The organism is Streptomyces indicus, from assembly GCF_900100315.1.
GTDB lineage: Bacteria > Actinomycetota > Actinomycetes > Streptomycetales > Streptomycetaceae > Streptomyces > Streptomyces indicus.
The window spans coordinates 278,586-302,877 of sequence record NZ_FNFF01000004.1 but is presented as its reverse complement, the minus strand read 5'-3'; the positions used below and the strand labels follow the sequence as shown (position 1 = coordinate 302,877).

Annotated in this window: 21 protein-coding genes, 1 pseudogene and 1 riboswitch; of the genes and pseudogenes, 9 read left to right on the top strand and 13 right to left on the bottom strand. The window is 69.6% G+C overall.

Features of this window, described 5'->3' with window-relative positions; all coding sequences use genetic code 11:
- Window positions 1-413 precede the first annotated feature (413 nt).
- From BLT97_RS13385 to BLT97_RS13375, 3 genes are all read right to left on the bottom strand, one after another.
- Complete coding sequence (locus tag BLT97_RS13385) at window positions 414-1,442, bottom strand: C40 family peptidase (RefSeq protein ID WP_093609531.1); 1,029 nt, start codon at window positions 1,440-1,442, stop codon at window positions 414-416.
- A gap of 342 nt (window positions 1,443-1,784) precedes the next feature.
- The gene (locus BLT97_RS13380) at window positions 1,785-3,131 is read right to left on the bottom strand and encodes an NYN domain-containing protein (protein ID WP_093609529.1); all 1,347 of its coding nucleotides are present in this window, start codon (window positions 3,129-3,131) and stop codon (window positions 1,785-1,787) included.
- Window positions 3,132-3,164: 33 nt separating this feature from the next.
- The gene (locus BLT97_RS13375; protein ID WP_093609527.1) at window positions 3,165-3,404 is read right to left on the bottom strand and encodes a hypothetical protein; all 240 of its coding nucleotides are present in this window, start codon (window positions 3,402-3,404) and stop codon (window positions 3,165-3,167) included.
- Between the two features lie 151 nt (window positions 3,405-3,555).
- On the opposite strand from BLT97_RS13375, the gene BLT97_RS13370 reads away from it, so the two are divergent.
- From BLT97_RS13370 to BLT97_RS13340, 7 genes and pseudogenes are all read left to right on the top strand, one after another.
- On the top strand, window positions 3,556-4,311 hold the full coding sequence (locus tag BLT97_RS13370) for a rhomboid family intramembrane serine protease (RefSeq protein WP_093609525.1): 756 nt from the start codon (window positions 3,556-3,558) through the stop codon (window positions 4,309-4,311).
- 50 nt (window positions 4,312-4,361) lie between these two features.
- Window positions 4,362-4,643, top strand: coding sequence for an Lrp/AsnC family transcriptional regulator (locus BLT97_RS13365; protein ID WP_093609523.1), 282 nt, complete (start codon window positions 4,362-4,364; stop codon window positions 4,641-4,643).
- Between the two features lie 128 nt (window positions 4,644-4,771).
- On the top strand, window positions 4,772-5,053 hold the full coding sequence (locus BLT97_RS13360; protein ID WP_093609521.1) for a small secreted hydrophilic protein: 282 nt from the start codon (window positions 4,772-4,774) through the stop codon (window positions 5,051-5,053).
- A complete protein-coding gene (locus BLT97_RS13355) occupies window positions 5,001-6,494 on the top strand; it encodes a HAMP domain-containing sensor histidine kinase (protein WP_245769306.1) in 1,494 nt (497 codons plus the stop codon). Before BLT97_RS13360 ends, BLT97_RS13355 begins: the two co-directional genes overlap by 53 nt.
- The gene (locus BLT97_RS13350) at window positions 6,491-7,156 is read left to right on the top strand and encodes a response regulator transcription factor (protein WP_093609519.1); all 666 of its coding nucleotides are present in this window, start codon (window positions 6,491-6,493) and stop codon (window positions 7,154-7,156) included. The genes BLT97_RS13355 and BLT97_RS13350 overlap by 4 nt, the downstream gene beginning before the upstream one ends.
- Window positions 7,157-7,237: 81 nt before the next feature.
- Entirely contained in the window at window positions 7,238-8,656 is a 1,419-nt protein-coding gene (locus tag BLT97_RS13345) for an SLC13 family permease (protein WP_176953752.1), read from the top strand.
- Window positions 8,657-8,685: 29 nt separating this feature from the next.
- Window positions 8,686-9,913 (top strand): annotated as a pseudogene (locus BLT97_RS13340) (glycerate kinase family protein); the annotation flags it as partial.
- On the opposite strand, the gene BLT97_RS13335 reads toward BLT97_RS13340, so the two are convergent.
- The 6 genes from BLT97_RS13335 to ctaE all read right to left on the bottom strand — a co-directional run bounded on the left by BLT97_RS13335 (window position 9,868) and on the right by ctaE (window position 17,069).
- Entirely contained in the window at window positions 9,868-11,283 is a 1,416-nt protein-coding gene (locus tag BLT97_RS13335) for an aminotransferase class V-fold PLP-dependent enzyme (protein ID WP_093609515.1), read from the bottom strand. The pseudogene BLT97_RS13340 and the gene BLT97_RS13335 overlap by 46 nt on opposite strands.
- A 180-nt stretch (window positions 11,284-11,463) precedes the next feature.
- A riboswitch (SAM riboswitch) is annotated at window positions 11,464-11,581 on the bottom strand.
- A 108-nt stretch (window positions 11,582-11,689) separates the two neighbouring features.
- On the bottom strand, window positions 11,690-12,754 hold the full coding sequence (gene trpD, locus BLT97_RS13330) for an anthranilate phosphoribosyltransferase (protein ID WP_093609513.1): 1,065 nt from the start codon (window positions 12,752-12,754) through the stop codon (window positions 11,690-11,692).
- A gap of 121 nt (window positions 12,755-12,875) precedes the next feature.
- Window positions 12,876-14,510: a cytochrome bc1 complex cytochrome b subunit gene (gene qcrB, locus BLT97_RS13325; protein ID WP_093609511.1), complete on the bottom strand. Its 1,635-nt coding sequence runs from the start codon at window positions 14,508-14,510 to the stop codon at window positions 12,876-12,878.
- The gene (gene qcrA / locus BLT97_RS13320; protein WP_093609509.1) at window positions 14,507-15,559 is read right to left on the bottom strand and encodes a cytochrome bc1 complex Rieske iron-sulfur subunit; all 1,053 of its coding nucleotides are present in this window, start codon (window positions 15,557-15,559) and stop codon (window positions 14,507-14,509) included. The genes qcrB and qcrA overlap by 4 nt, the downstream gene beginning before the upstream one ends.
- Window positions 15,556-16,365: a cytochrome bc1 complex diheme cytochrome c subunit gene (gene qcrC, locus BLT97_RS13315; protein ID WP_093609507.1), complete on the bottom strand. Its 810-nt coding sequence runs from the start codon at window positions 16,363-16,365 to the stop codon at window positions 15,556-15,558. Before qcrC ends, qcrA begins: the two co-directional genes overlap by 4 nt.
- An 83-nt stretch (window positions 16,366-16,448) precedes the next feature.
- Complete coding sequence (ctaE, locus tag BLT97_RS13310) at window positions 16,449-17,069, bottom strand: aa3-type cytochrome oxidase subunit III (protein WP_093609505.1); 621 nt, start codon at window positions 17,067-17,069, stop codon at window positions 16,449-16,451.
- Between the two features lie 220 nt (window positions 17,070-17,289).
- On the opposite strand from ctaE, the gene BLT97_RS13305 reads away from it, so the two are divergent.
- Window positions 17,290-17,691 (top strand): response regulator, encoded by a 402-nt coding sequence (locus BLT97_RS13305; RefSeq protein WP_093609503.1) that lies wholly within the window; start codon window positions 17,290-17,292, stop codon window positions 17,689-17,691.
- A 94-nt stretch (window positions 17,692-17,785) separates the two neighbouring features.
- Here BLT97_RS13305 and BLT97_RS13300 read toward each other — a convergent pair whose 3' ends face one another.
- The 4 genes from BLT97_RS13300 to ctaC all read right to left on the bottom strand — a co-directional run bounded on the left by BLT97_RS13300 (window position 17,786) and on the right by ctaC (window position 22,269).
- Window positions 17,786-19,030, bottom strand: a complete 1,245-nt coding sequence (locus BLT97_RS13300; RefSeq protein ID WP_093609501.1) for a L,D-transpeptidase — start codon at window positions 19,028-19,030, stop codon at window positions 17,786-17,788.
- 142 nt (window positions 19,031-19,172) lie between these two features.
- Window positions 19,173-19,571 carry a cytochrome c oxidase subunit 4 gene (locus BLT97_RS13295; RefSeq protein WP_093609499.1) on the bottom strand — a complete coding sequence of 133 codons (399 nt, stop codon included), beginning with the start codon at window positions 19,569-19,571 and terminating at the stop codon, window positions 19,173-19,175.
- Window positions 19,568-21,313: an aa3-type cytochrome oxidase subunit I gene (gene ctaD / locus BLT97_RS13290; RefSeq protein WP_093609497.1), complete on the bottom strand. Its 1,746-nt coding sequence runs from the start codon at window positions 21,311-21,313 to the stop codon at window positions 19,568-19,570. The genes BLT97_RS13295 and ctaD overlap by 4 nt, the downstream gene beginning before the upstream one ends.
- On the bottom strand, window positions 21,310-22,269 hold the full coding sequence (gene ctaC, locus BLT97_RS13285; protein WP_093609495.1) for an aa3-type cytochrome oxidase subunit II: 960 nt from the start codon (window positions 22,267-22,269) through the stop codon (window positions 21,310-21,312). The genes ctaD and ctaC overlap by 4 nt, the downstream gene beginning before the upstream one ends.
- Before the next feature lie 345 nt (window positions 22,270-22,614).
- On the opposite strand from ctaC, the gene BLT97_RS13280 reads away from it, so the two are divergent.
- Entirely contained in the window at window positions 22,615-23,994 is a 1,380-nt protein-coding gene (locus tag BLT97_RS13280) for a cysteine desulfurase/sulfurtransferase TusA family protein (RefSeq protein ID WP_093609493.1), read from the top strand.
- Window positions 23,995-24,292 lie beyond the last annotated feature (298 nt).

Here is a 24,292-nt window from a genome sequence, read left to right as displayed (position 1 = left end):
CGGACGTCCGGCCCGGTTGCGAACCAGCTGGGCCTCCGGTCTGCGGTCCGCGGCGCGGACTGCTCCCGGCGGGTTCCCGCTTCAACGGCCCCTGCCGGAACCGCAGTTCCGGCCTGCGGAACCTCCACAGGCATCACATCCCGCCCGTCCGGCGGTAGGTCCGCTCCTGCCCGGAAAGCCCGGGTACGGGACGAACGACGCGGAAGCTATCACCGACGACGGCTGCCCCGGCGCCGGGCGCAACACGACGCCCCGCCATCGACGCAGGTCGACGGCGGGGCGTGGGGTCAGCAGACTATGCGGGAATTCGCCCATTCGGAGGGCGGGTCACCGCGGTTCGGCGTCCTCGCAGGAGGGCACGGAACGTCAGATGCGGACGGCTCCGGAGAGTCCGGCAGGGCACCGAGGAGAGGTCAGATGCGGACGCCGAACATGTACGGCATGTTGTTGATCGACTCGTAGCGGACGACCGCGCCCGGCTTCGGGGCGTGCAGGACCTGGCCGTTGCCGGCGTAGAAGCCGACGTGGTGCAGGTCGCCGTAGAAGATGACCAGGTCGCCGACGCGCAGGTCGCTCTGCGAGGAGATGCGGGTGCCGTAGCTGGCCTGGGCCTGCGAGGTCCGGGGTATGGAGGCGCCGGCCTGGGCGTACGCCCAGGAGGTCAGACCCGAGCAGTCGAAGGAGCCGGGGCCGGCCGCACCGTAGACGTACGGCGAGCCGATCTTGCTCTGCGCGGCCTGGAAGGCGGCCATCGCGATGCCGGAGCCCTTGGGCGAGTTGCCCAGGTCGACGCGGTCGCCGGCGGCGCGGCTGGCGCGCGCGTCCTCGGCGGCGAGCGCCTGGCGCTCCTTCGCGGTCAGGGTGTTGAGGAGCTTCTGCGCCTCGCCGAGCTTGCCCTGGACTTCCTTCTTCTTCTTGCCGAGTTCCTCGCGGGTCTCGTCGAGGTCCTTCAGCTTCTGGGTGGCTTCCTTGCGCTGCTGCGCGAGGGTGCGCTGCTTGTCCTGGATCTTCTCCAGGGCGCCGGCCTGCTTGGCCGTCAGCTGGTCGAGCGTGGAGGCCTTGTCCAGGTACGTGTCGGGGTCGGAGGAGAGGAAGAGCTGGACCGTCGGGTCGATGCCGCCGCTGCGGTACTGGGCGCTGGCCATCGAACCGAGGCTGTCGCGCAGCTCGTTGAGCTCGTCCTGGCCGCGGGCGACCTGGTCCTGGAGCTTGTCGATCTCGCCCTCGAGCTTCTTCTGCTGCTCCTTGGCGCCGTTGTACTTCTCGGTGGCCTTCTCGGCCTCCTCGTACAACTTGTCGACCTTCGCCTTGACTTCCTTCTTCGTGGGCTTCTCGTCGGCCTGCGCGGCCTGGGAGGTGAGCGCCACGGCGGCGGCTGCGGTCGCGGTGAGCACGGTCACACGGGTGCGGCTCGGCTGCTTGGGTCGACGGTGGGACGCCACGAAGGCGGGCTCCTTCTCCTCAAGCCGCCTACCGAACGAACCGGTGGGCGGTGAACCTGCCGTCACCCCTTATGGGTGATCAACCGTGCGAAGGTTCGAGCGTGACCTTAGTGACCTTCCTGTGATCAGTTCAAATCCCGATGAGAAAAAACTCGGCCGCGGAAGGTTTTCTTTACCGAGAACCCACGTGCAGTAAGGGGAGATTGACGCTACGTGCCGTGAAGGTCTCGCGAATTCGGGCATACGTCACAGGAGTTGACGAGAGCCCCGATAGCCGAGCGATACCTGCCCAACGGCACTACGCAGCGCGACCGCCGGAATGTCAGCGGGACAGCCGAGATGTCAGCGGGACAGCCGCTTGAGGAGCATCACGGAAGGAACCGGCCGCGCCCCGGCCTTCGCCACCCCGTCCGCGACCTCGCGGTCGGTGGAGACCACCGTCACGGGCCGGCCGGGCGGCTCGGCGCGCACCAGCTGGCGGATCAACTCGTCCGCCGTCACACCGGGCTTGGAGAACAGCACCCGCACCCCGCGCGGCGGCGCGAGCAGCACCGGTGCGGCCAGCTCCGCGCCGTCGAAGACACAGGTGACCTCGGCGCCGGTCTGCGCGGCCAGCGCGGACAGACCGCCGAGCAGCCGCAGCCGCTGCTTCTCCAGCGGCATCGTCGGATAGCCCGTCTTCGTCACGTTGTACCCGTCGACCACCAGATGCGCCTGCGGCAACGCGAGCAGCTGGTCGAGGATGGCCGGGTCGGCCTCGGACAGGGCACGCGCGGCGATGTCCTTGGGGGACATACGGCCCGGCTCGACCGCGTCCACCGTCTCGGCAGGCCGCACATCGACGGGCGGCAGCGCGAGCTCGCGGCGCAGCCCCTGCGCGGACTCCAGGAGGGTGTCGAGCAGCAGCCGCACCCGCATGTCCTCGATGGACCGGCCCTCGCGCACCGCCTTGCGGCTGGCCTCCAGGGCGGACTCGGCCTCCTGGAGCCGGGACTTGAGCCGCCGCGCCTCGCTCTCGGCCGCGGACTGCGCGGCGTGCGCCTCGGCGCGCTGCGCCTCGGCCTCGGACTGCACCTTGCGCAGCGCCGCCTCACCGCGCTTGATGTCGCTCAGCGCGCTGCGCAGCTTGCGCTGAAGCGATTCGGCTTCCTTCCGCGCCGACTCCAGCTCGGCGCGCAGCCGTTCGGTCTCGGCCCGGGTGTGGTCCTGCGCGGCGGCGAGCTCCGCGCGCAGCCGCTCCAGCTCGGCCCTGGTCTCCTCGTCGGCGCGCTCGGACTCGGCGCGCTGCGCCTCCTCGCCCGCGGCGGTGACCAGCTTGACCCAGCCGACGGGCCGCAGCACATACGCGGCGGCGGCCACGTCCAGCGGATCGGCGGCGGGCGGCGGCGAGCCCGCGTCGAGGGCGCCGGCCAGTTCGGGCTGCGCCTCGCGGAACCGCTCGCCGATGCGCTGGCGGAACAGGGCGTCGGACTCCAGCGCGGAAGCCATCGCATTGCCCGCGAACTTCAGCCGCCGCGAGGGCGTGAACCGCGCGTACTGGCGCAGCTGCGCGGGCAGTTCGGCCATCGTCAGGGAGCCGAAGCCCTCCGAGGCAAGCGCGATGACCTTGCGCCGCACTCCTTCGGGCAGCGGGCGGTCGAGCACCTCAGCGGCGCCGTCGCCCGGCTCCCCGCCCTGGTTCTCCACCATCCGTCACCCCAAAATCCGAGGGTGCGGCACTCCTCAGGAGCCCGCGCCCGGCCTGTCCACCAGTTCGACCTGGTCCTGTGCGTTGCACCAGCGGCAGCGCACCGACTCGATGGTCTCACTGACCACCTCACGCTCCTCCACCTTCGGCTCACCGGCCAGGTCGAGGTGCACGTATTCCACGACCTTCGAGGAACGGGTCACGTCGAAGCGCGTCAGATTGCCGCAGAGCGTGCAGCGCCAGCGGGTCTCGGCGGTCGGCAGGGGAACCGTCATGGTGGCGGGGCGCCTTTCGGGTGTCAGCAAGTACGTCCCGTAACCCTACGGCCTGGCGGGGTGCCGTGCGGACGCCGTCCGCACTTGGGGACAGCCCTCGTCACGGCGAGGCGGTCTAGGCACATCCGTCCCGTTCCGTCAGGATCTGCGCATGATCACAAAGACGGGAGCCGCCGGCCGGGGCGTGCGGAACTGGGCGGGGCGGATCCTCACAGGGCACGGCCCGGTGGTCACGTACGGTCTGATCGCGGTCTGCTGCGCGGTGTTCGTCCTCTCCCCCGCCGCCGGCCTCAACCCGGCGTACGGCACGGGCGACGCGCTCCTCGCCGAGCAGCGCTCCTTCTTCGCGCGCTGGGGCGTCATCCCGGCCGAGCTCCTGAGCGGGTCGCCGCGGGCCGCGATCACCCCGGTGACCGCCCTGTTCGTGCACGGCAGCTGGCTGCATCTGCTGGGCAACATGCTCTTCCTCTACGTCTTCGGCGGCATGGTCGAGGAACGGCTCGGGCATCTGCAGTTCGCCCTCTTCTATCTGGGCTGCGGCGCGCTGGCCCTGTTCGGGTACGCGCTGGCGAACGCGGGCTCCGAGCAGACCCTCGTCGGGGCCTCGGGCGCGATCTCGGCGGTGCTCGGGGCCTTCCTGAAACTGTTCCCCAAGGCACGCGTCACCAGCCTGCTCCCCTTCCTCTTCTTCGTTCCGCTGCGCTTCCCGGCGTGGATCGTGCTGCCGTTCTGGGTGGCGCTCCAGTGGCTGGCGGCGCAGCGCGACGCGAGCGGCCCGGGGGTCGCGTATCTGGCGCACCTCGTGGGCTTCGGACTCGGGTTCCTCTACGCGTGGGTGCGCTATGCCGGTGCCCGTGGGGCCGCTGTGCGGGCGAGGACCGGCGGGAAGCGCGTACGTCTAAAGTGAAAGGGCCCGCCGGGGCACAGGGCGCCGGCCACCGAGGGAGACAGCCAGCCGTGATCACCGCGATCGTGCTCATCAAGACCAGCGTGGACCGGATCCCGGAGATCGCCGAGTCCATCGCCGCCCTCGACAGCGTCAGCGAGGTGTTCTCGGTCACGGGTACGTACGACCTGATCGCGATGGTGCGGGTGGCCCAGCACGAGAACCTCGCGGATGTGATCCCCGGCCGGATCAGCAAGATCCCGGGCGTCGAGGCCACGGACACGCACGTGGCGTTCCGCACGTACTCGCAGCACGACCTGGAGGCGGCCTTCGCCATCGGGCTCGACAGCTGAGCGGTACCGCGACAGACCGGCGCGGTGGCTGTCCGGTGCACCGCGACGCACCGGCGCGGCGCACCGGATGAAGACTTCTTCATCTGCGGCTCATCCGGCGCGCACGGTCGCGGACGCACCCTGAGGGCATGGCTTTCTCCCAGCGCATCGCGACCCTCGCCGCCGTAGTGGCGATCCCCCTGGGCATCGCGGCGACGAGCTACGCACTGACCGACAGCCCCGAGACGCCCAAGGTGCCGCCGAAGGTCGAGCTCGACAACAGCCGTTCGCCCTCGCCGAGTCCGTCCCCCTCGACGGGCACGCCGAGCGGCGAGCCCAGCGACGAGGTGGTCTCCAGGCCGCCGGTGGACGATGACGATGACGACGACCGGGGTGCGGGAGACGATGCCTTCGAAGGCGACGACGGCTGAGCCCGTCGCGCGCCGCATCTCGGCCCGCGTCCGCATCCTGCTGTGGCTGCTCCTGGTGATGGCGGTGGCGCTCGCCGCGGTGGCCGGCACGACCCGTTCGATCATGCTGCGCGATGTCGACCAGCGCGTGGCCCTCCTTCTCAGCCAGGAGGCGAACGAGTTCAAGAACTTCGTCGAGGTCGGCCGGGACCCCGCGACCAACCGGCCCTTCACCGACACGCGTGAACTCCTGAAGGTCTTCCTGGAGCGCCAGTACGCCGACCCGGACGAGGAGTTGCTGGGCCTGATCGCCCGCGAGCACGACCCCGACCCGGCGAAGCTGGCCCAGGAACGCGAGGTCCGCACGGATCTGTCGCTGTTCGACGACAGCGGCGCCCGGCGGCAGATCTTCGAGCACCCCTCGTCCTCCGGCACTCTGGAGCGGCCTTCGGGCGAGGTGCGGTGGGCGAAGGTGGAGGTGGCCCTGCGCGGCGAGGACCCGCGGGCCGCGTTCGTGGTGGCCTTCCACCCCCAGCACGACCAGGCCCGCGCCGACCAGGTGTTCCGGGTGCTGCTCGCGATATCCGGGGTCGCGCTCCTGATGACCACCGGCATCGGCTGGGTGGTGGCGGGCCGCATCCTCAAGCCCGTACGCCTGGTCCGTACGGCCGCGGCCCAGATCACCGAGCAGGACCTGACCCGGCGGATCCCCGTGCAGGGCAAGGACGATGTGGCCGCGCTCGCCGAGACGTTCAACGGGATGCTCGACCGCCTGGAGCGGGCCTTCGCGGCCCAGCGGCAGTTCGTGGACGACGCCGGCCACGAACTGCGCACCCCCATCACCATCGTGCGCGGCCATCTGGAGGTCATGGGCGAGGATCCCGCCGAGCGCGAGGAGACGATGCGGATCGTCACCGACGAGCTCGACCGGATGAGCCGGATCGTCGAGGACCTGCTGCTGCTCGCGAAGGCCGAGCGCCCCGACTTCGTCACCCCCGAACCCGTGCAGCTCGCCGAACTCACCGCCGACGTCTACGTGAAGGCCCGCACCCTCGGCCCGCGCGACTGGAAGCTGGCCGAAGTGGCCGACTGCGAGGCCGGGCTCGACCCGCAGCGCGTGACGCAGGCGATGGTGCAGCTGGCGCAGAACGCCGTGCAGCACACCGGCCCCGGCCAGACCATCCGCATCGGCTCCCGTACGAAGGGGCCGCGCGTGGAGTTCTACGTCGCCGACTCCGGCCCGGGCGTCCACCCCGACGACACCGAGCTGATCTTCGAGCGCTTCCGGCGCGGCACGACCCGTACGCGCGGCAGCGGCGCCGGGCTCGGCCTGTCCATCGTCAAGGCGATCGCCGAGGGGCACCGGGGCAGTGTCCTGCTGCGGCGCACCGAGGGCGGGGGCGCCACCTTCGTCCTCGCGCTCCCCCTCAACGACCCGTACGGCAAAGGAAGTGCACGATGAACCGGATCCTCATCGTCGAGGACGAGGAGCGCATCGCCTCCTTCGTGGAGAAGGGCCTGCGCGCCAACGGCTTCACGCCCACCGTCGTCGGCGACGGCGACACCGGTTACGACTACGCCCTGACCGGCGGCTACGACCTGGTGGTCCTGGACATAGGACTGCCCGGCAAGGACGGCTTCACGGTCCTGCGCCAGCTGCGCGAGGCCCGCGCCACCGTCCCCGTGATCGTGCTGACCGCCCGCGACTCGGTGGGCGACACCGTGGCCGGCCTGGAGGGCGGCGCGGACGACTGGATGACCAAGCCGTTCCGCTTCGAGGAGCTGCTCGCGCGGATACGGCTGCGCCTGCGCACCGCGGCCCGCGCGCCCGAGGTGACGGTGCTGCGCAGCGGCGAGCTGACCCTCGACCTGCGGACGCGAAGAGCACGGGCCGACGGCCGTACGGTCGATCTGACAGCCCGTGAGTTCGTACTGCTCGAACTGTTCCTGCGCCACCCCGGCCAGGTGCTCTCGCGCGAGCAGATCCTCTCTCACGTGTGGGGGTACGACTTCGACCCCGGCTCCAACATCGTGGACGTGTACGTACGGGCGCTGCGCAAGAAGCTCGGCGCGGCCCATGTCGAGACGGTGCGCGGGATGGGGTACCGGCTGCCCGGGGCTTGATCGCACGGCGGCCGGTGCGGGTGAACTTTCCTTCATCTACGGCTCATCGATCGCTCACCGCCGCTCGCAACGCTGTACGACGTGACACTGAACGTACGGCAGACGGCCACCCTCGTCGTGGCGCTCAGCATCTGCGCGCTGCTGCTCGTGCCGGGCACCTTCCCGGCGCTGACCGGCGAAGCGCGCCTGACCCTCGCGGTGTTCGCGCTGGCGACCTGCGCGTGGATCGGCACGCCGATCGACGACACGTACATCGCGCTCGGCGCCGGACTCGCCCTGACCGCGACCGGGGTGATCAGCAGCGAGACGCTGTTCGGGACGCTCGGCGACGAGACGGTCTGGCTGCTGATCTGCGCCTTCGTCCTCGCGGCGGCCGTGGCGCGCACCGGGCTCGCGGGGCGTGCGGCGGCCTTCCTGGTCAGCGGGGCGCGCAGCGTACGGCAGTTGACTCATCTGACCACCGCGGCCCTGGTGGTCACGGCCTTCGCGGTGCCGGCCACCTCGGGACGCGCGGCCCTCGCCCTGCCCGTCTTCCTCGCCCTCGCCAAGGTGCTCGCCGACCGCAAGCGCCTGGTCGTGATGCTGGCGCTGCTCTTCCCGACGGTGATCCTGCTGTCCGCGGTCGCGACCCTGATCGGTGCGGGCGCCCATCTGATCACCGTGAACGTCCTGTTCGAGGCGACCGGCGAGCAGATCGGCTTCACGCAGTGGCTGCTGCTCGGCCTGCCGCTCGCGGTGGCCTCGTCCCATCTGGCGGCCGAGGCGGTCCTGCTCACCATGACCCGGCGCGCGGACCGCACGGGCCCGGTGCACATCACGGCTTCCCAGCTCCAGGAGCACAGCGAACGCCCGGTCACCGGGCCGCTGACCACCGAGGAGACCCGCTGTGCGCTGCTGCTCGGCACGGTGGTGCTCCTGTGGTGCAGCGAGCCGCTGCACCAAGTGCCGCCCGCCGTGGTCGCGTTGATCGGCGCGGTCGTCGCCTCCTCACCGGCCCTGGGCACCGTACGCCTGAAGGACGCGCTCAAGACCGTGCCGTGGTCGCTGCTCCTCTTCATGGCGGCCACGATGGCGATGGGGGTCGCACTCGCCGACTCGGGTGCGGCGAAGTGGCTGGTGGACGGGCTGCCCGGTGGACTGTCTCCGGCCGTGTTCCTCGCCGTGGTGATCGTGGTCAGCACCCTCGCGCACCTCGTGCTCCAGTCCCGCTCGGCCCGCTCCTCGGTGCTGGTCCCGCTGGTCGTGGTCGCCGCCGTCGGCGCGGGGGTCAACCCGGTGGCCGCCGCACTCGCCTCCACCGCCGCGGCCGGCTTCTGCCACACGCTGCCCGCGTCCGCCAAGCCCGTGACGCTCTTCTCGGACATCCCCGGCACGCCCACCTACACCCCGCGCGACCTGCTGCGCCTCTCGGCCGTCCTGGCCCCGCTCACCGCCGCCCTCGTCCTGCTCTTCGCCCTCGCCGTCTGGCCGCTGCTCGGCGTGCCGGTGCTCAAGCCGTGAACTCGCCCTCTGCACAAGGAGATCCCCGGATGCTCACCCGTATCGCCGTCGCCCCCAGCGGTTTCAAGGAGTCCCTGTCCGCGCACGCCGCCGCCGAGGCCATCGCCGAAGGCGTACGGCGCGTCGTACCGGAGGCCGCCATCGATCTGATCCCGCTGGTGGACGGCGGCGAGGGCACCGCGGCGGCACTCGCCGCCGGCACCCGGGGCGGACGTCTGGTGCAGACCCGGGCGACCGGCCCGGTCGGACAGCCCGTGCCCACCCACTTCGCGCTGCTCGGCCCGGACACCGCGGTCGTCGAGATGGCGGCGGTCGCGGGCCTCTCCCTGGTGCCGCACCATCGGCGCGACCCGGGAGCCACGACCACGTACGGAGTGGGGCAGCTGATCCGCGCCGCACTCGACCACGGGGTGCGCCGCATCCTGATCGGCTGCGGCGACTCGGGTACGTCGGACGGCGGCGCCGGCGCCCTGCAAGCCCTCGGGGCGCGCCTGCTCGACGCGGACGGCCGCGAACTCCCGTACGGGGGAAGCGCGTTGCGCACCCTCGACCGCATCGACCCGACGAGCCTCGACCCGCGCCTGAAGGACACCGAACTCCTGGTCGCCTGCAACCCGTTCAACGTCCTGTGCGGCGAGCGCGGAGTCGCCCGGGTCTTCGGCCCGCAGAAGGGCGCGTCCCCGCGGCAGGTCGAGGAACTCGCCGCCGCCCTCGACCGCTGGGCCTCGGTCCTGGAGCGCGACCTGCCCTGCGACCTGGACCTGCGGGAGGGCCCGGGCACGGGGGCCTCGGGCGGCCTGGGCGCCGGACTCGCGGTGCTCGGCGCCCGCCTGCTCCCTCGCTTCGAGGTCCTCCTCGACCACCTGGACCTGGACGCCCGTCTGGCCCGCGCCGATCTGGTCGTCACCGCCGAGGGCGCGCTCGACCACCAGAGCCCGCGTGGCAAGGTGCCCGCCGAAGTGGCCCGCCGCGCCAAGCTCTCCGGACGCCCCGTCCTGGCCCTCGCGGGCACGATCGGCGAGGGTGCCCATCTGATCCGGTCCTCGGGTGTGGACGCCTACAGCAGCATCCTGCCCGCGCCGGTCTCGCTGCCCGAAGCGCTCGGCCGGGGCGGCGAGTTCCTCACGGACGCCACCGAGCGGGCACTCCGCATGGTCCTCCTGGGCGCCCGCCTGGCGGCGTAGCGCCCGCCTGGCTGCGCGCTCCCCGCCTCAGGCCGCCGACGTGTCCGGCACGCAACGCCCGTCCTCCGTACGGTACTTCCACTGCGCACCGTCACGGACGAGCTCCTTCACTGCGCCCACGAACCGCTCCACGTGCTCGTCGGGCGTGCCCGCGCCGAAGCTCACCCTGATCGCGTTCAGCGACTTCTCGCCGGGCGCGGCCTCGGGGGCGCCGCACTCGCCCTGCTCCTGCGGGTCGCTGCCGAGCAGGGTGCGCACCAGCGGGTGGGCGCAGAACAGGCCGTCGCGGACGCCGATGCCGTACTCGGCGGAGAGCGCGGCGGCGAAGTGCGAGCTGTTCCAGCCCTCGACGACGAAGGAGATGACGCCCACGCGCGGGGCGTCGTCGCCGAAGAGCGAGAGCACCTTGACCTCCGGCACTTCGGCCAGACCCGCACGTACGCGCGCGATGAGCTGCTGCTCGCGCGCCACGAGCGAGTCGAACCCGGCCTCGGTGAGGGCCTTGCAGGCGGAGGCGATCGAGTAGGCGCCGATGACGTTCGGCGAACCGGCCTCGTGCCGCGCCGCGGTGGTGTGCCACTCCACGTCCACGCCGCCGTCGGTGCGCCGCGCCACCGACTTGGAGGCGCCGCCGCCCGCGAGGTACGGCTCGGCCTCCTGGAGCCAGTCGGCCCGCCCGGCGAGCACACCGGAGCCGAAGGGCGCGTACAGCTTGTGCCCGGAGAAGGCCACCCAGTCCACGTCCAACTCCCGTACGGAGACGGGGTGGTGGGGCGCGAGCTGGGCCGCGTCGAGCACGATGCGCGCACCGTGCGCATGCGCGGCCGCCGCCAGCTCGCGCACCGGCCAGAGCTCACCGGTCACGTTGGACGCGCCGGTGACGCAGACCAGCGCGGGACCGTACGGGTCGCGGTCGGCGAGGGCGTGCTCCAGGGTCCGGACGGCCTCCTGCGGCGTACGGGGAGCGTTGAGGTAGGTGACGCGGGCGTCGCGCCAGGGCAGCAGCGAGGCGTGGTGCTCGGTCTCGAACACGAACACCTGGCAGTCGGCGGGAATCGCCTGGGCGAGCAGGTTCAGCGAGTCGGTGGTCGAGCGCGTGAACACGACCTGGTCCCCGTCGCGGCAGTCGAGGAACTCCTCGACCGTGCGCCGCGCGTTCTCGAACAGGTCGGTGGACAGCTGCGAGAGGTAGCCGGCCCCGCGGTGCACGCTGCCGTAGTACGGGGCGTACGCGGCCACGTCGTCCCAGACGCGCTGGAGGGCGGGCGCGCTGGCCGCGTAGTCCAGCGCGGCGTAGGTGACCTCGCCTCCGGTGACGAGCGGGACGCGCACGTCGCGGCCGAGCACCGCGAGCGGCTCGGAACAGGCGGGGTCGGCGTCGGCGGAGGCTTCGAGGGCGGAGGCGGCAGAGGCTTCGGCGGCGGTGTTCAGGTACGCGGACATGACGAACTCCCGTAACAGGCAGGCGAATTCACGGCGCGAAGGCTCCGGGACGGAACACACGGAGGCGCACGTGATGAAGGGGGAAAGAGGTATGCGGAAGTGGGGCGGATTCGCCCTATCGCATTCGCTTGCTCACGAGACTGCTCCCTCGAAAACCAGGACCCCTGGTCGTTCGCGAGGGGTCCGCGCTTGCCACAGACCTTGTTGTCTGCGGCCTGGTCTTCACCCGGGGCACCCCGCCACGGACGGAGGGTTGCCGGACAGCGGGCCGGGGCCGTAGTCGCTGTCACTCATGACCTGTGCAGCATCTTGCCAGAAGATCTTCCACGCGCAAGGCGCAGTCCGTATCCCGGACTGCGCCCTGCGTCACACCTTCACACCTGCCGGGCGCCGGAGCGCCCCGCTCTCAGGCGTTGCTCGCCATGATCCAGCGCTCCAGGGTGCGCTGCGCGGCCCCGGAGTCGACGGCCTCGGCGGCCTTGTCCATCCCGGCGCGGATCTGCTCGGCGAGCGGCGCGTCCGTCGGCTCCAACGCGACGAGCGCCGCCGCCGAGTTGAGCAGCACGGCATCCCGTACGGGCCCGGTCTCCCCGGCGAACAGCCGGCGCGCGACCTCGGCGTTGAACGAGGCGTCCGCGCCGCGCAGCGCCTCCACGGGCACGAGGTCGAGGCCGACATCGCGCGGGTCGAAGCGCTCCTCGCGTACGGTGCCGTCGCGCACGATCCACACCCGCGAGGTCGCGGTGGTGGTGAGCTCGTCCAGGCCGTCGTCGCCGCGGAACACCAGCGAGGAGTTCCCGCGCTCGGCGAACACCCCGGCGACGATCGGCGCCATCCGCGGATCCGCCACCCCGACGGCCTGCGCCTTCACACGCGCCGGGTTGGTCAGCGGTCCGAGCACGTTGAAGATCGTGCGGATCCCCAACTGCCCGCGGGCCGCGCCCGCGTGCCGCAGCGCCGGGTGGAACTTCACGGCGAAGCAGAAGGTGATCCCGGCCTCCTCGGCCACCTCGGCGACGCGCTGCGGGGTCAGTTCCAGGTTCACGCCGAGCTTCTCGAGCACGTCGGAGGACCCGGAGGCGGAGGACGCGGCCCGGTTGCCGTGCTTGACGACCTTGGCCCCGGTCCCGGCCACGACGATCGAGGACATGGTCGAGATGTTGACGGTCTTGGCCCCGTCACCGCCGGTGCCCACGATGTCCACGGTCGGCCCGGACACCTCGATGGTGTTGGCGTGGCTGTACATGGCCCGTACGAGACCGGTGATCTCGTCCACCGTCTCGCCCTTGGCCCGCAGCGCCACCACGAACCCGGCGATCTGCGCGTCCGTCGCCTCCCCGCGCATGATCCGGTCCATCGCCCAGAACGTGTCGTCCGCGCTCTGGTCGCGCCCGTCGAGCAGTCCGTTCAGTACGGCGGGCCAGGAACGGACCGCCGTGGTGTCGCCTCCAGCGGGGGTCACAGCGCTCATGGTCGCTCCTGGTGTCATACCGAAATGGACAGGCCCAGCCTATCCGCGCCCGCGGACGGCAAAGAGCCCCGTCCAACGACTGGACGGGGCTCTTGCCGTGGCGAACTAGTCGGTCAGGCGATCAGTGGTGGCCGTGGCCGCTCGTGATCTCCTTGTACTCCTCGACCGTGGGCTTGGGGATCTGGTTGTCCTCCCCGTACATGCCCTGCGAGAGCTTGGCCTTCAGCTTCTGCGAACCCTTGACCTTGCGCTCGACACCGTTCTCGTCGACCGTCGGGCCCAGCTCGAGCGGCTTGTGCTGCTCGTGCGCCGTGAGGGTGTGCAGCTGCTCCTGGCTGAGCGGCTCGTGCACCTCGATGAACTCACCGTGCGGCAGACGCTTGATGATGCCGGACTCGCGTCCGTGCAGCACCTTGTCCTTGTCCCGGCGCTGCAGGCCGAGGCAGATCCGCTTGGTGATGATGAAGGCGAGCACCGGGGCGACGAAGAACGCGATGCGGACGAACCAGGTGATCGCGTTGATCGAAAGGTGGAAGTGGGTGGCCCAGAGGTCGTTTCCACCACCGATCAGCAGGACGAAGTACCAGGTCAGCCAGGCCACACCGAAGGCCGTACGGGTCGGCGCGTTGCGCGGGCGGTCCAGGATGTGGTGCTCGCGCTTGTCGCCGGTGACCCAGGACTCGATGAACGGCCAGACCGCGATCGTGACGAGGACCAGCGGGAAGATGATCAGCGGGATGAACACACCGAGGACCAGCGTGTGACCCCAGAGGTTGATCTCCCAGCCCGGCATGACACGGATCAGGCCTTCGGAGAAGCCCATGTACCAGTCGGGCTGGGCGCCCGTGGACACCTGGTCCGGACGGTACGGGCCGATCGACCAGATCGGGTTGATCGTGGCGATCGCCGAGACCACCGCGATGACACCGAAGACCAGGAAGAAGAAGCCGCCGGCCTTGGCCATGTACACCGGGAGCAGCGGCATGCCGACCACGTTCTTGTTGGTCTTGCCGGGGCCCGCGAACTGGGTGTGCTTGTGGTAGAAGACCAGGATCAGGTGCGCCACCACGAGGCCGAGCATGATGCCCGGCAGCAGCAGGATGTGCACCGAGTAGAACCGGGCCACGAAGTCGCCGCCGGGGAACTCTCCGCCGAAGAGGAACATCGACAGGTACGTACCGACGACCGGCACCGAGAGCACCGCGCCCTGCATGAAGCGGACACCGGTACCGGAGAGCAGGTCGTCCGGCAGCGAGTAACCGGTGAAGCCGGTGAACATGCCGAGGACGAGCAGCAGGAAGCCGAACAGCCAGTTGACCTCGCGCGGCTTGCGGAACGCGCCGGTGAAGAACACGCGCATCATGTGCACGAGCATCGCCGCGACGAAGATCAGCGCCGCCCAGTGGTGGATCTGGCGGATCAGCAGACCACCGCGCACATCGAAGGAGATGTGCATGGTGGAGTTGAACGCCTCACTCATCAGCTGTCCCTGGAGCGGGACGTAGCTGCCGTGGTACTCCACCTCGTTCATCGACGGGTGGAAGAACAGCGTCAGGTACACACCCGTGAGGATGATGATGATGAAGCTGTAGAGGCAGATCTCACCGAGCATGAAGGACCAGTGGTCCGGGAAGATCTTCCGCATGTTGGCCTTGGCCAGGGAGTAGATCCCGAGACGGCCGTCGGCCCAGTCGGCAACGCGCTCGCCCGCGGGGGCTTTGCGCTTGCTGTCCGTAGAAGCAGTTGTGGTGCTCATCCGCGCTCCCAGAAGGCAGGACCGACAGGCTCCTCGAAGTCGCCGAGCGCCTCGAGGTAACCCTCCTCGTTCACGCCGATGCGCAGCTGCGGCAGGGCGTGGCCGGCGGGGCCGAAGATCACTCGGGCACCGTCGGTGAGGTCGAAGGTGGACTGGTGGCACGGGCAGAGCACGTGGTGCGTCTGCTGCTCGTACAGGGAGATCGGGCAACCGACGTGGGTGCAGATCTTCGAGTACGCCACGATGCCTTCGTGCGACCACTCGAGCTCCTGCTTGTCCTTGATGTCCTCCGGCGCGATGCGGACGATCATCAGGGCAGCCTTGGCGATCTGGGTCTGGAAGTCGTGGTCGTGCTCTTCGAGCCCTTCGGGCTTGGCGAAGGTCAGCGAACCGACTGCCACGTCCTCGGGACGCAGCGGCTCGTTGGTGTTCTGGTTGACAAGGAGCTTGCCCTTGGCCCAGAGCGTGTGCCGCAGCTTGTCCTCCGGCAGCGGACCGAGGTCGCGCAGCAGGACGACGCCGGACAGCGGCACCAGGGTGAGCGCACCGAACATGGTGTTGCGGATGAGCTTGCGCCGGCCGATGGCCGACTCCTTGGCGCCCTGCTTGAAGTCCGCGAGCACCTTCGCCTTGACCTCGGGCGAGGCCTCGATCGGGTGGCGCTCGTCGGCGATCTCCTCGTCGGACATCAGGGTGCGGGCCCAGTGGACCGCGCCCGCGCCGATGCAGAACAGCGCGACACCGAGGGTGGTGCCCAGGGCGAAGTTCAGCGCGCTGATGTGCCCGAGCGGCCAGATGTAGACGCTCTTGTCGACCGGCAGCGCCACGTACGAGGCGATGAAGCCGATCGTGGCGAGCATCGACAGGGTGAACAGGAACGCGACCGTACGCTCGGACCGCTTGGCGGCCCGCTCGTCGATGTCCTGGATGCGGTGCTCGTGAGGCGGCAGTCCCGGGTCGGCGAACGGGTTGTCCCCGTGCTTGTCCAGGTCGGCGCCTTCGGCCTGCGCTACCGGCAGGTTCTCTTCTGGAATGTCTTGGCTGCTCATGACTTCTTGGCCTTTGCGGTCCGCGCGGCGACCCACACCGCGACGGCGATCAGGGCGCCGAGACCGAAGATCCAGGCGAACAGGCCCTCGCTGACCGGGCCGAGCCCGCCCAGCTTGAGACCGCCGGGGCTCTCCGTCTTCTCACCGTTGACCGCGTCAAGGTACGCGATGATGTCCTTCTTCTGCTTCTCCGGCATCGTCGTGTCGGGGAAGGAGGGCATGTTCTGCGGGCCGGTCTGCATGGCCTCGTAGATGTGCTTGGGGCTGACGCCCTCGAGCGTCGGCGCGAACTTGCCCTTCGTCAGGGCGCCGCCCTCACCGGTGAAGTTGTGGCACTGCGCGCAGTTGGTGCGGAACAGCTCGCCACCCTTGGCGATGTCCGCACCCTCAGGGCTGTACTGCTTCTCGGTCGGGGTGACCGGACCGGCGCCGAGGGAGGCGATGTACGCGGCCAGCTGGTCGATCTGGGCCTGCGTGTAGATGTTCTTCTTCCGCGGCACCTGGGCGCCGGGCTGCTGGGCCGGCATACGGCCGGTGCCCACCTGGAAGTCCACCGCGGCGGAGCCGACGCCCACGAGCGACGGGCCGTCAGAGGTTCCCTGACCCCCGGTGCCGTGGCAGCTGGCGCAGCCGACCGAGTAGAGCTTCTTGCCCTCCTCGATCGCGAGGGACTGCTGGGTTTCATCGGCCTGCGCCTTGTCCGCCGGCGCGAACGCGGCGTACAGCCCCCCGGTGGCCGCCAGCGCGAGGATTAGGACGACGAGCGCCGCCAGCGGATGGCGTCGTCGTGCGGAGAGCTTTTTCACGGATTACCCCGGTGTCAGGATCTTCTGCGTCGATGCTTCGGAAAGGTTCGGGTCTCGGCCCGGCTTCGGGTTTCTCGGCCCGGCTACTTGATCATGTAGATCGTGGCGAAGAGGCCGATCCACACGACATCGACGAAGTGCCAGTAGTAGGACACGACGATGGCTGCGGTCGCCTGCTCGTGAGTGAACCTGCGGGCCGCGTACGTACGGCCGAGGACGAGGAGGAAGGCGATGAGGCCGCCCGTCACGTGCAGGCCGTGGAAGCCGGTGGTCAGGTAGAACACCGAGCCGTACGGGTCGGACGAGAGCGAGAGGCCCTCGTGCTTGACCAGCTCCGTGTACTCGAAGACCTGACCGCCGATGAAGACCGCGCCCATGATGAAGGTCACGATGAACCACATCCGGAGCTTCTTCACATCCCCGCGCTCGGCGGCGAAGACGCCGAGCTGGCAGGTCAGCGAGGAGAGCACCAGGATCGTGGTGTTCGTCGCCGAGAAGGGGAAGTTCAGGGCCGAGGCCATTTCCTTCCAGTGCTCGGCACCCGTCACCGAACGCAGGGTGAAGTACATCGCGAAGAGGGCCGCGAAGAACATCAGCTCGGAACTCAGCCAGATGATGGTTCCGACGCTGGTGAGGTTCGGCCGATTGACCGACGGGTGCGCGTGCCCGGTTTCTACTGTCGTTGCTGTCGCCACGACCGACATTATGTCGGTCGCTTATCTGGCACTCACTCCGGGGGGTGCCGTTCGGAGTGTTCGCGCCCGATGTCCTGCCCGTATGGCCCATCGAAGGCCTCTGCATACCGGTGTTGACGGGGTGTCCGACGGAGTAGCATCCGGCCAACGGCGCACGGCTTCGCGGCCTTGCGCCGCCGCACCGTGAAGACCCAGCAAGCCCCGAAGACAGCGCAGTCACGGAGGAACCATGCAGCCGACCGCCACGGTCCTGGTCTACAGCGACGACGCCAACACCCGCGAGCAGGTGAGGCTGGCGACCGGTCGCAGGCCGGCCGCGGACGTTCCCCAGGTCGAGTTCATCGAGTGCGCCACTCCCGCCGCCGTCCTCAAGGAGCTGGACCGGGGCGGCATCGACGTCTGCGTCCTGGACGGCGAGGCCGTGCCGATGGGCGGCATGGGCCTGTGCCGGCAGCTCAAGGACGAGATCTTCCAGTCCCCTCCCGTGCTGCTCCTGATGGGCCGTCCGCAGGACGCCTGGCTGGCCACGTGGAGCCGTGCGGAGGCCGCGGTGACGCTTCCGGTCGAGCCGGTGGAGTTCGCCTCCGCACTGGCCGCCCTGCTGCGCACGCGCCTGGCCATCGGCGCCTGATCCCCCTTCCGCGGAACGCACTTGAGCCCGTACGGACCTCCGTACGGGCTCAAGCCGTGTCACACGTCCGGGTCACACCGCGACCCTGCGGGCCTCACACCTCGGGGCGAAGCCGGGCCTGGTCGTGCGGCGTCTGGCCCTCGCGCAGACCGGCGTTGACCACGCTGCCCTCGCGCCAGTCCTGCCAGTCCATGTTCCAGTCGCCGAGGCCGTTGCCGTACGAGGGCATGTCCTCGCCGTAGCTGTTGATGGTGCGCACGATGTCGCCGGGCTGCACCATGCCGTAGAACCAGGCGGCGTTGCCTGTGCTCATTCCCACACATCCGTGGCTGACGTTGGCGTAGCCGTGGGAGCCGGCCGACCAGGGTGCGGCGTGCACGTACTCACCGGTGTCCGTGAGGCGGGTCGCGTAGTAGACCTGCTTGTCGTAGAACTCGGCGGCGCCGATGGCGCTGCTGGTCATACGGACCACGTACTCCTTGTCGAGCACGATCTTCGTGCCGTTGCGCGTCTCCCAGCCGGGCTTCCCGGTGGTCACCGGGATGGAGTTGACCTCTTCGCCGTTGCGGTAGACGGTCATGTAGTGCGCCCCGGCGTCCACCACGGCCTCGACCTTGCTGCCCGTGGTGATCTTCATGGGCTTGCCCTCGCCGCCGCGCAGCTTGTCGGAGATCTTCACGCCCTCCAGGTGCGAGGAGACCGAGATCTTCGCGTGGGCGGGCCAGTACTCCTTCGGGCGGTAGTGCAGCTTGTCGTCCTCGAACCAGTGCCAGCTGCCCTCGGTGGCGGGCTCCGAACGGACCTCCAGGGAGCGCTCGATGATGGCGCGCTGCTTCTTGTCCGTGACGGGCTTGGACAGCTTGGCGGTGATCGGGATGCCGACGCCGTACTGGCCCTCCCCCGGCCCGAACGTGACGTCCAGGCGCCCCTTCCTGGCCGCCTCACGGGTCTCGAAGGTGAGGACCTTGCGTCCGGGCGAGCCCTCCTCGTCCTCGGTGCTCACCTTGACCGTGTAGGCCGCGCCCGCGGCCAGCGGCGTGGTGGTGTGCCAGCGGCTGCCGTCGGCGGAGAGCTCGCCGGCCACGTAACGGCCCAGCGAGTCCGTGGCGGTGACGTCGGTGATCCGGCTCTCCTTGCCCTGCGCGGTGACCTCGAGGGGCTTGTCCGGGTCCGCCTTCTGGGAGCCCGCGGGCCCGTTGAAGGCGATCTGGCCGGCCGCGTCATACGGCTTCGCCGAGAGCGGGTGGCCGTCCGAGCCGCAGGCCGTGGCACTCGCGGCCAGCGCGGACACCAGCAGGGTGCAGCTCAATACGGTGCGCATACGCGGTGAGTGGCTCATGCAGCACACGCTATGAAGGTTTGTCAGGTACGGCGCGCGGAGTGCTCCGTACGAGAAGCTCAAACTGCTGCAAAAGAGGGGCCCGGACGGCTCCTGACGGAGTGTCCGGGCCCCTCTCGGAGCTCAGCGTGCTAGCGCTGCACTACTGGTTCTGGTTCTCACCGCGGTAGTACTCGAAGACCCAGCCCCACAGGCCGACCAGGATGATCGGGGCCGAGAAGTAGAGCAGCCACCAGCCGAAGGCCACGCTCATGAAGGCGAGCGCGCCACCGACCGCGAGCGACAGCGGCTGCCAGCTGTGCGGGGAGAAGAACCCCACCTCGCCGGCCTCGTCCGCGACGTCGGCCTCCTTGTTGTCCTGCGCCATGGCGTCGACCCGCCGGGCCGTGAAGGCCAGGTAGTAGCCGACCATGATGCACAGACCGAAGGCGAGGAACAGAGCCGTGGTACCGGCCGGCTCCTTCGACCACACGCCATAGATGATCGCCATGGCGAGCACGAAGAAGCTCAGCCAGATGAACATCTTTCCTTGGACCTTCACTTGCCGGCCTCCTTGCCGCCCGCGAGAGCCTTGTCACCGTGACCGGAAGCGGCCAGCTGCTCCTGCTCCATGGCGACGATCTCCGGGTGGTGCAGATCGAACGCCGGGGATTCCGAGCGGATACGCGGCAGCGTGAGGAAGTTGTGCCGCGGCGGCGGGCAGGACGTGGCCCACTCGAGCGAACGGCCGTAGCCCCACGGGTCGTCGACCTCGATCTTCTTGCCGTACTTGGCCGTCTTCCAGACGTTGTACATGAACGGCAGGATCGACATACCGAGCAGGAAGGACGCGATCGTCGAGATCGTGTTCAGAGCGGTGAAGCCGTCGGCCGCGAGGTAGTCCGCGTAACGACGCGGCATGCCCTCGGCACCGAGCCAGTGCTGCACCAGGAACGTGCCGTGGAAGCCCACGAACAGCGTCCAGAACGTGATCTTGCCGAGGCGCTCGTCGAGCATCTTGCCCGTGAACTTCGGCCACCAGAAGTGGAAGCCGGCGAACATCGCGAAGACGACGGTGCCGAACACCACGTAGTGGAAGTGCGCGACCACGAAGTACGAGTCCGAGACGTGGAAGTCCATCGGGGGCGAGGCCAGGATGACACCGGTCAGACCACCGAAGGTGAAGGTGATCAGGAAGCCGATGGTCCAGAGCATCGGGGTCTCGAAACTCAGGGACCCCTTCCACATCGTTCCGATCCAGTTGAAGAACTTCACACCGGTTGGTACGGCGATGAGGAACGTCATGAAGGAGAAGAACGGAAGCAGTACACCGCCGGTGACGTACATGTGGTGGGCCCACACCGTCACGGACAGACCCGCGATCGCGATCGTCGCGCCGATCAGACCGATGTAACCGAACATCGGCTTGCGGGAGAAGACCGGGATGATCTCGGAAATGATGCCGAAGAACGGCAGGGCGATGATGTACACCTCTGGGTGTCCGAAGAACCAGAAGAGGTGTTGCCACAGCAAGGCGCCGCCATTTGCGGCGTCGAAGATATGGGCACCGAACTTGCGGTCCGCCTCCAGGGCGAACAGCGCGGCCGCGAGCACCGGGAAGGCGAGCAGGACCAGGACACCGGTCAGCAGCACGTTCCAGGTGAAGATCGGCATACGGAACATCGTCATGCCGGGGGCACGCATGCAGATGATGGTCGTGATGAAGTTGACCGAACCGAGGATCGTGCCGAAGCCGGAGAAGGCCAGACCCATGATCCACATGTCGGCGCCGATGCCCGGCGAGCGGACGGCGTCCGACAGCGGGCTGTAGGCGAACCAGCCGAAGTCGGCCGCACCCTGCGGGGTGAGGAAGCCGCCGACGGCGATCAGCGAGCCGAACAGGTACAGCCAGTAGGCGAACATGTTCAGTCGCGGGAACGCCACATCGGGAGCACCGATCTGCAGCGGCATGATCCAGTTCGCGAAACCGGCGAACAGCGGCGTCGCGAACATCAGCAGCATGATCGTGCCGTGCATCGTGAACGCCTGGTTGAACTGCTCGTTCGACATGATCTGCGAACCGGGACGGGCCAGTTCGGCGCGCATGAAGAGCGCCATCAGACCGCCGATGCAGAAGAACGCGAACGACGTGACCAGATACAGCGTGCCGATCGTCTTGTGGTCGGTGGTGGTCAGCCACTTCACCACGACGTTGCCGGGCTGCCTGCGCCGAACCGGGATCTCGTTCTCGTACGAGTCATCAGCTGCGGCGGCACCCTTGGGTTGCTCGTTGAGGATGCTCACAGTTGGGTCTTCTCCGAATTCCTGGCATTGTCCGTCTGCTCAATGCCGGCCGGGACGTACCCGGTCTGGCCCTTCTTCGCGAGCTCTTCCAGGTGCTCCTGGTAGCGCTCCGGAGAAACGACCTTCACGTTGAACAGCATTCGGGAGTGGTCCACGCCGCAGAGCTCGGCGCACTTGCCCATGAAGGTGCCCTCCTTGTTCGGAGTCACCTCGAAGACGTTGGTGTGCCCGGGGATGACGTCCTGCTTCATCAGGAACGGCACGACCCAGAAGGAGTGGATGACATCGCGCGAGGTCAGCACGAAGCGGACCTTCTCGCCCTTGGGCAGCCACAGGGTCGGACCCGGGTTGTTGTTCTGCGGGTTCCGGGTGCCCGGGGTGCCGATGTCGTAGACACCGCCGGCGTTCGCCGGGAAGGCATCGCGGTACTTGTCCGGGATGTCCTTCAGGTTCTCATCCGTCTTGGCGTCGCCCTTGGAACCGGGCACGTCCTCGACGTAGTTGAAGCCCCAGCTCCACTGGAAGCCGACCACGTTGATGGTGTGGGCGGGCTTCTCGGACAGCGCGAGGAGCTTCGACTCGTCGCGCGCCGTGAAGTAGAAGAGAACCGAGACGATGATCAGCGGAACAACCGTGTACAGCGCCTCGATCGGCATGTTGTACCGGGTCTGCGGAGGAACCTCGACCTTGGTGCGGCTGCGCCGGTGGAAGAAAGCACTCCACAGGATCAGGCCCCAGACGAGGACCCCGACGGCCAGAGCGGCGGCCCAGGATCCCTGCCAGAGGGACAGGATCCGCGGCGCCTCCTCCGTGGTCGGAGTGGGCATTCCAAGGCGGGGGAAATCCTCGTATGTGCAACCGGTAGCGGTCGCAAGAATGAGGCCCGCAGTCAGCACCTGCGGCAGCTTCCGCCGCATCGGGCGCCGCGACGAGCGGTCGGAGCCGTTGGGACTCACGTAGCGCCTTCCCGAGAGTCTCGCCCGCTCGACCGGGCTCGGCCGTGATGCTTGGTCGGGCGCCGGCCCGTGTACGGGCAGGGGTTTGGATGTTTATGCGGACCAAACCCTACTGGACGCTATTTGGGGTCGCGCGGGGAGGGTGCCCAACGCGCCGAGGCGCGACCCGAAGGGGTGGAATGCGCCGCCCCGGGGGACCCTCCCCGGGCCCCCGGTCCGCCAAAAAACCGCCCTTGAACAGGCAACTGACGATCCCTCGACTGATACCGACAGTAAGTCGGTGATCCCTGGTCGTACCTGCGGTCCGGGCGCCGGGGACCCCTCGTACGGGCGTAGCGTGAGGACGTGCCGTACTTCGATGCCGCGACCTCCGCTCCCCTGCACCCCGTCGCCCGCCAGGCGCTGCTCGCCGCGCTCGACGAGGGCTGGGCCGATCCCTCCCGGCTCTATCGCGAGGGGCGCCGGGCGCGGATGCTGCTCGACGCCGCGCGCGAGGCGGCCGCCGAGGCGGTGGGCTGCCGGCCGGACGAGCTGGTGTTCACGGCGTCCGGGACGCAGGCGCTGCACACCGGGATCGCGGGGGCGCTCGCCGGACGGCGGCGCGCCGGACGTCACTTGATCGTGTCGGCCGTGGAGCACTCCGCGGTGCTCCATTCGGCCGCCGTCCATGAGGGGCAGGGCGGGGAGGTGACGGAGATCCCGGTGGACCGCGGGGGTCGTGTGGACACCTCTTTGTTCGTACGGGCGCTGCGCGAGGACACCGCGCTCGCGTGCTTGCAGTCCGCCAACCACGAGGTGGGCACGGTCCAGCCCGTGGGCGAGATCGCCGAGGTGTGCCGTTCCGTCGGGGTGCCGCTCCTGGTCGATGCCGCGCAGTCGCTGGCGTGGGGGCCGGTGGAGGGCGACTGGTCGCTGCTCACCGGCAGTGCGCACAAATGGGGCGGGCCCGCGGGTGTGGGGCTGCTCGCCGTACGCAAGGGGGTGCGCTTCTCCGTACAAGGGCCCGTCGACGAGCGGGAGTCGGGACGGGTGCCCGGGTTCGAGAACCTGCCGGCGATCGTGGCGGCGGCGGCCTCGCTGCGGGCGGTGCGGGCGGAGGCGGCTCAAGAGGCCGCCCGGCTGCGGGAGTTGACCGCGCTGATCCGGGCGCGGGTGCCGGAGCTCGTCCCGGATGTGGAGGTCGTGGGCGATGCTGAGCGGCGGCTGCCGCATATCGTCACGTTCTCTTGTCTCTATGTCGATGGAGAGACGCTGCTGCACGAGCTGGACCGGGCGGAATTCTCTGTTTCGTCCGGTTCGTCCTGTACGAGCTCCACGCTGACGCCGAGCCATGTGCTCAAGGCGATGGGGGTGCTGAGCGAGGGGAACGTGCGGGTCTCGCTGCCGGCGGGGACCTCGCGCGAGGACGTGGAGCGGTTCCTCGGGGTGCTGCCGGGGGCGGTGTCCTCCGTGCGGGATCAGCTGGGGGCGCCCGTCGGCGGGGGCGCTTCGGCGGGGCGCGAGTCGCTCGTGCTCGACACGCTCGGCAAGCGGTGCCCGCTGCCGGTGATCGAGCTGGCGAAGGCGATCGGGCAGGTGGCGGTCGGCGGGACGGTGACGGTCGTCTCCGACGACGAGGTGGCGGAGCTGGACATCCGTGCGTGGTGCCATCTGCGGGGGCACGAGTTCGTGGGCGAGGTGCCGGCGGACCGGGGGTGGGGGTACGTGGTCCGCCGGCTTTCGTAGGGGTGCGGGGGCTTGGGCTCTGCGGGGTGCGGGGCATACCGCGGGGATGAAGGACGCTCACCCCGCGGGGATGAAGGACGCTCACCCCGCGGGGGTGCAGGGGGCGGAGCCCCCGCCTCGGTGCGCTGTCGGGCGCGGGGCCGGGCTGTGCGGGGGCTTGCCCTGCGGAGGTGCAGGGCGCGCCCCGCGGGGGTGCAGGGGGCGGAGCCCCCGGCTCGGTGCGTTGGCCGGTGCGGGGCCGTGGCGCCTGCGGCGGGCCTTCTCCCCCGCCCCGCCCCTTCCCGAAACCGGGGGCTCT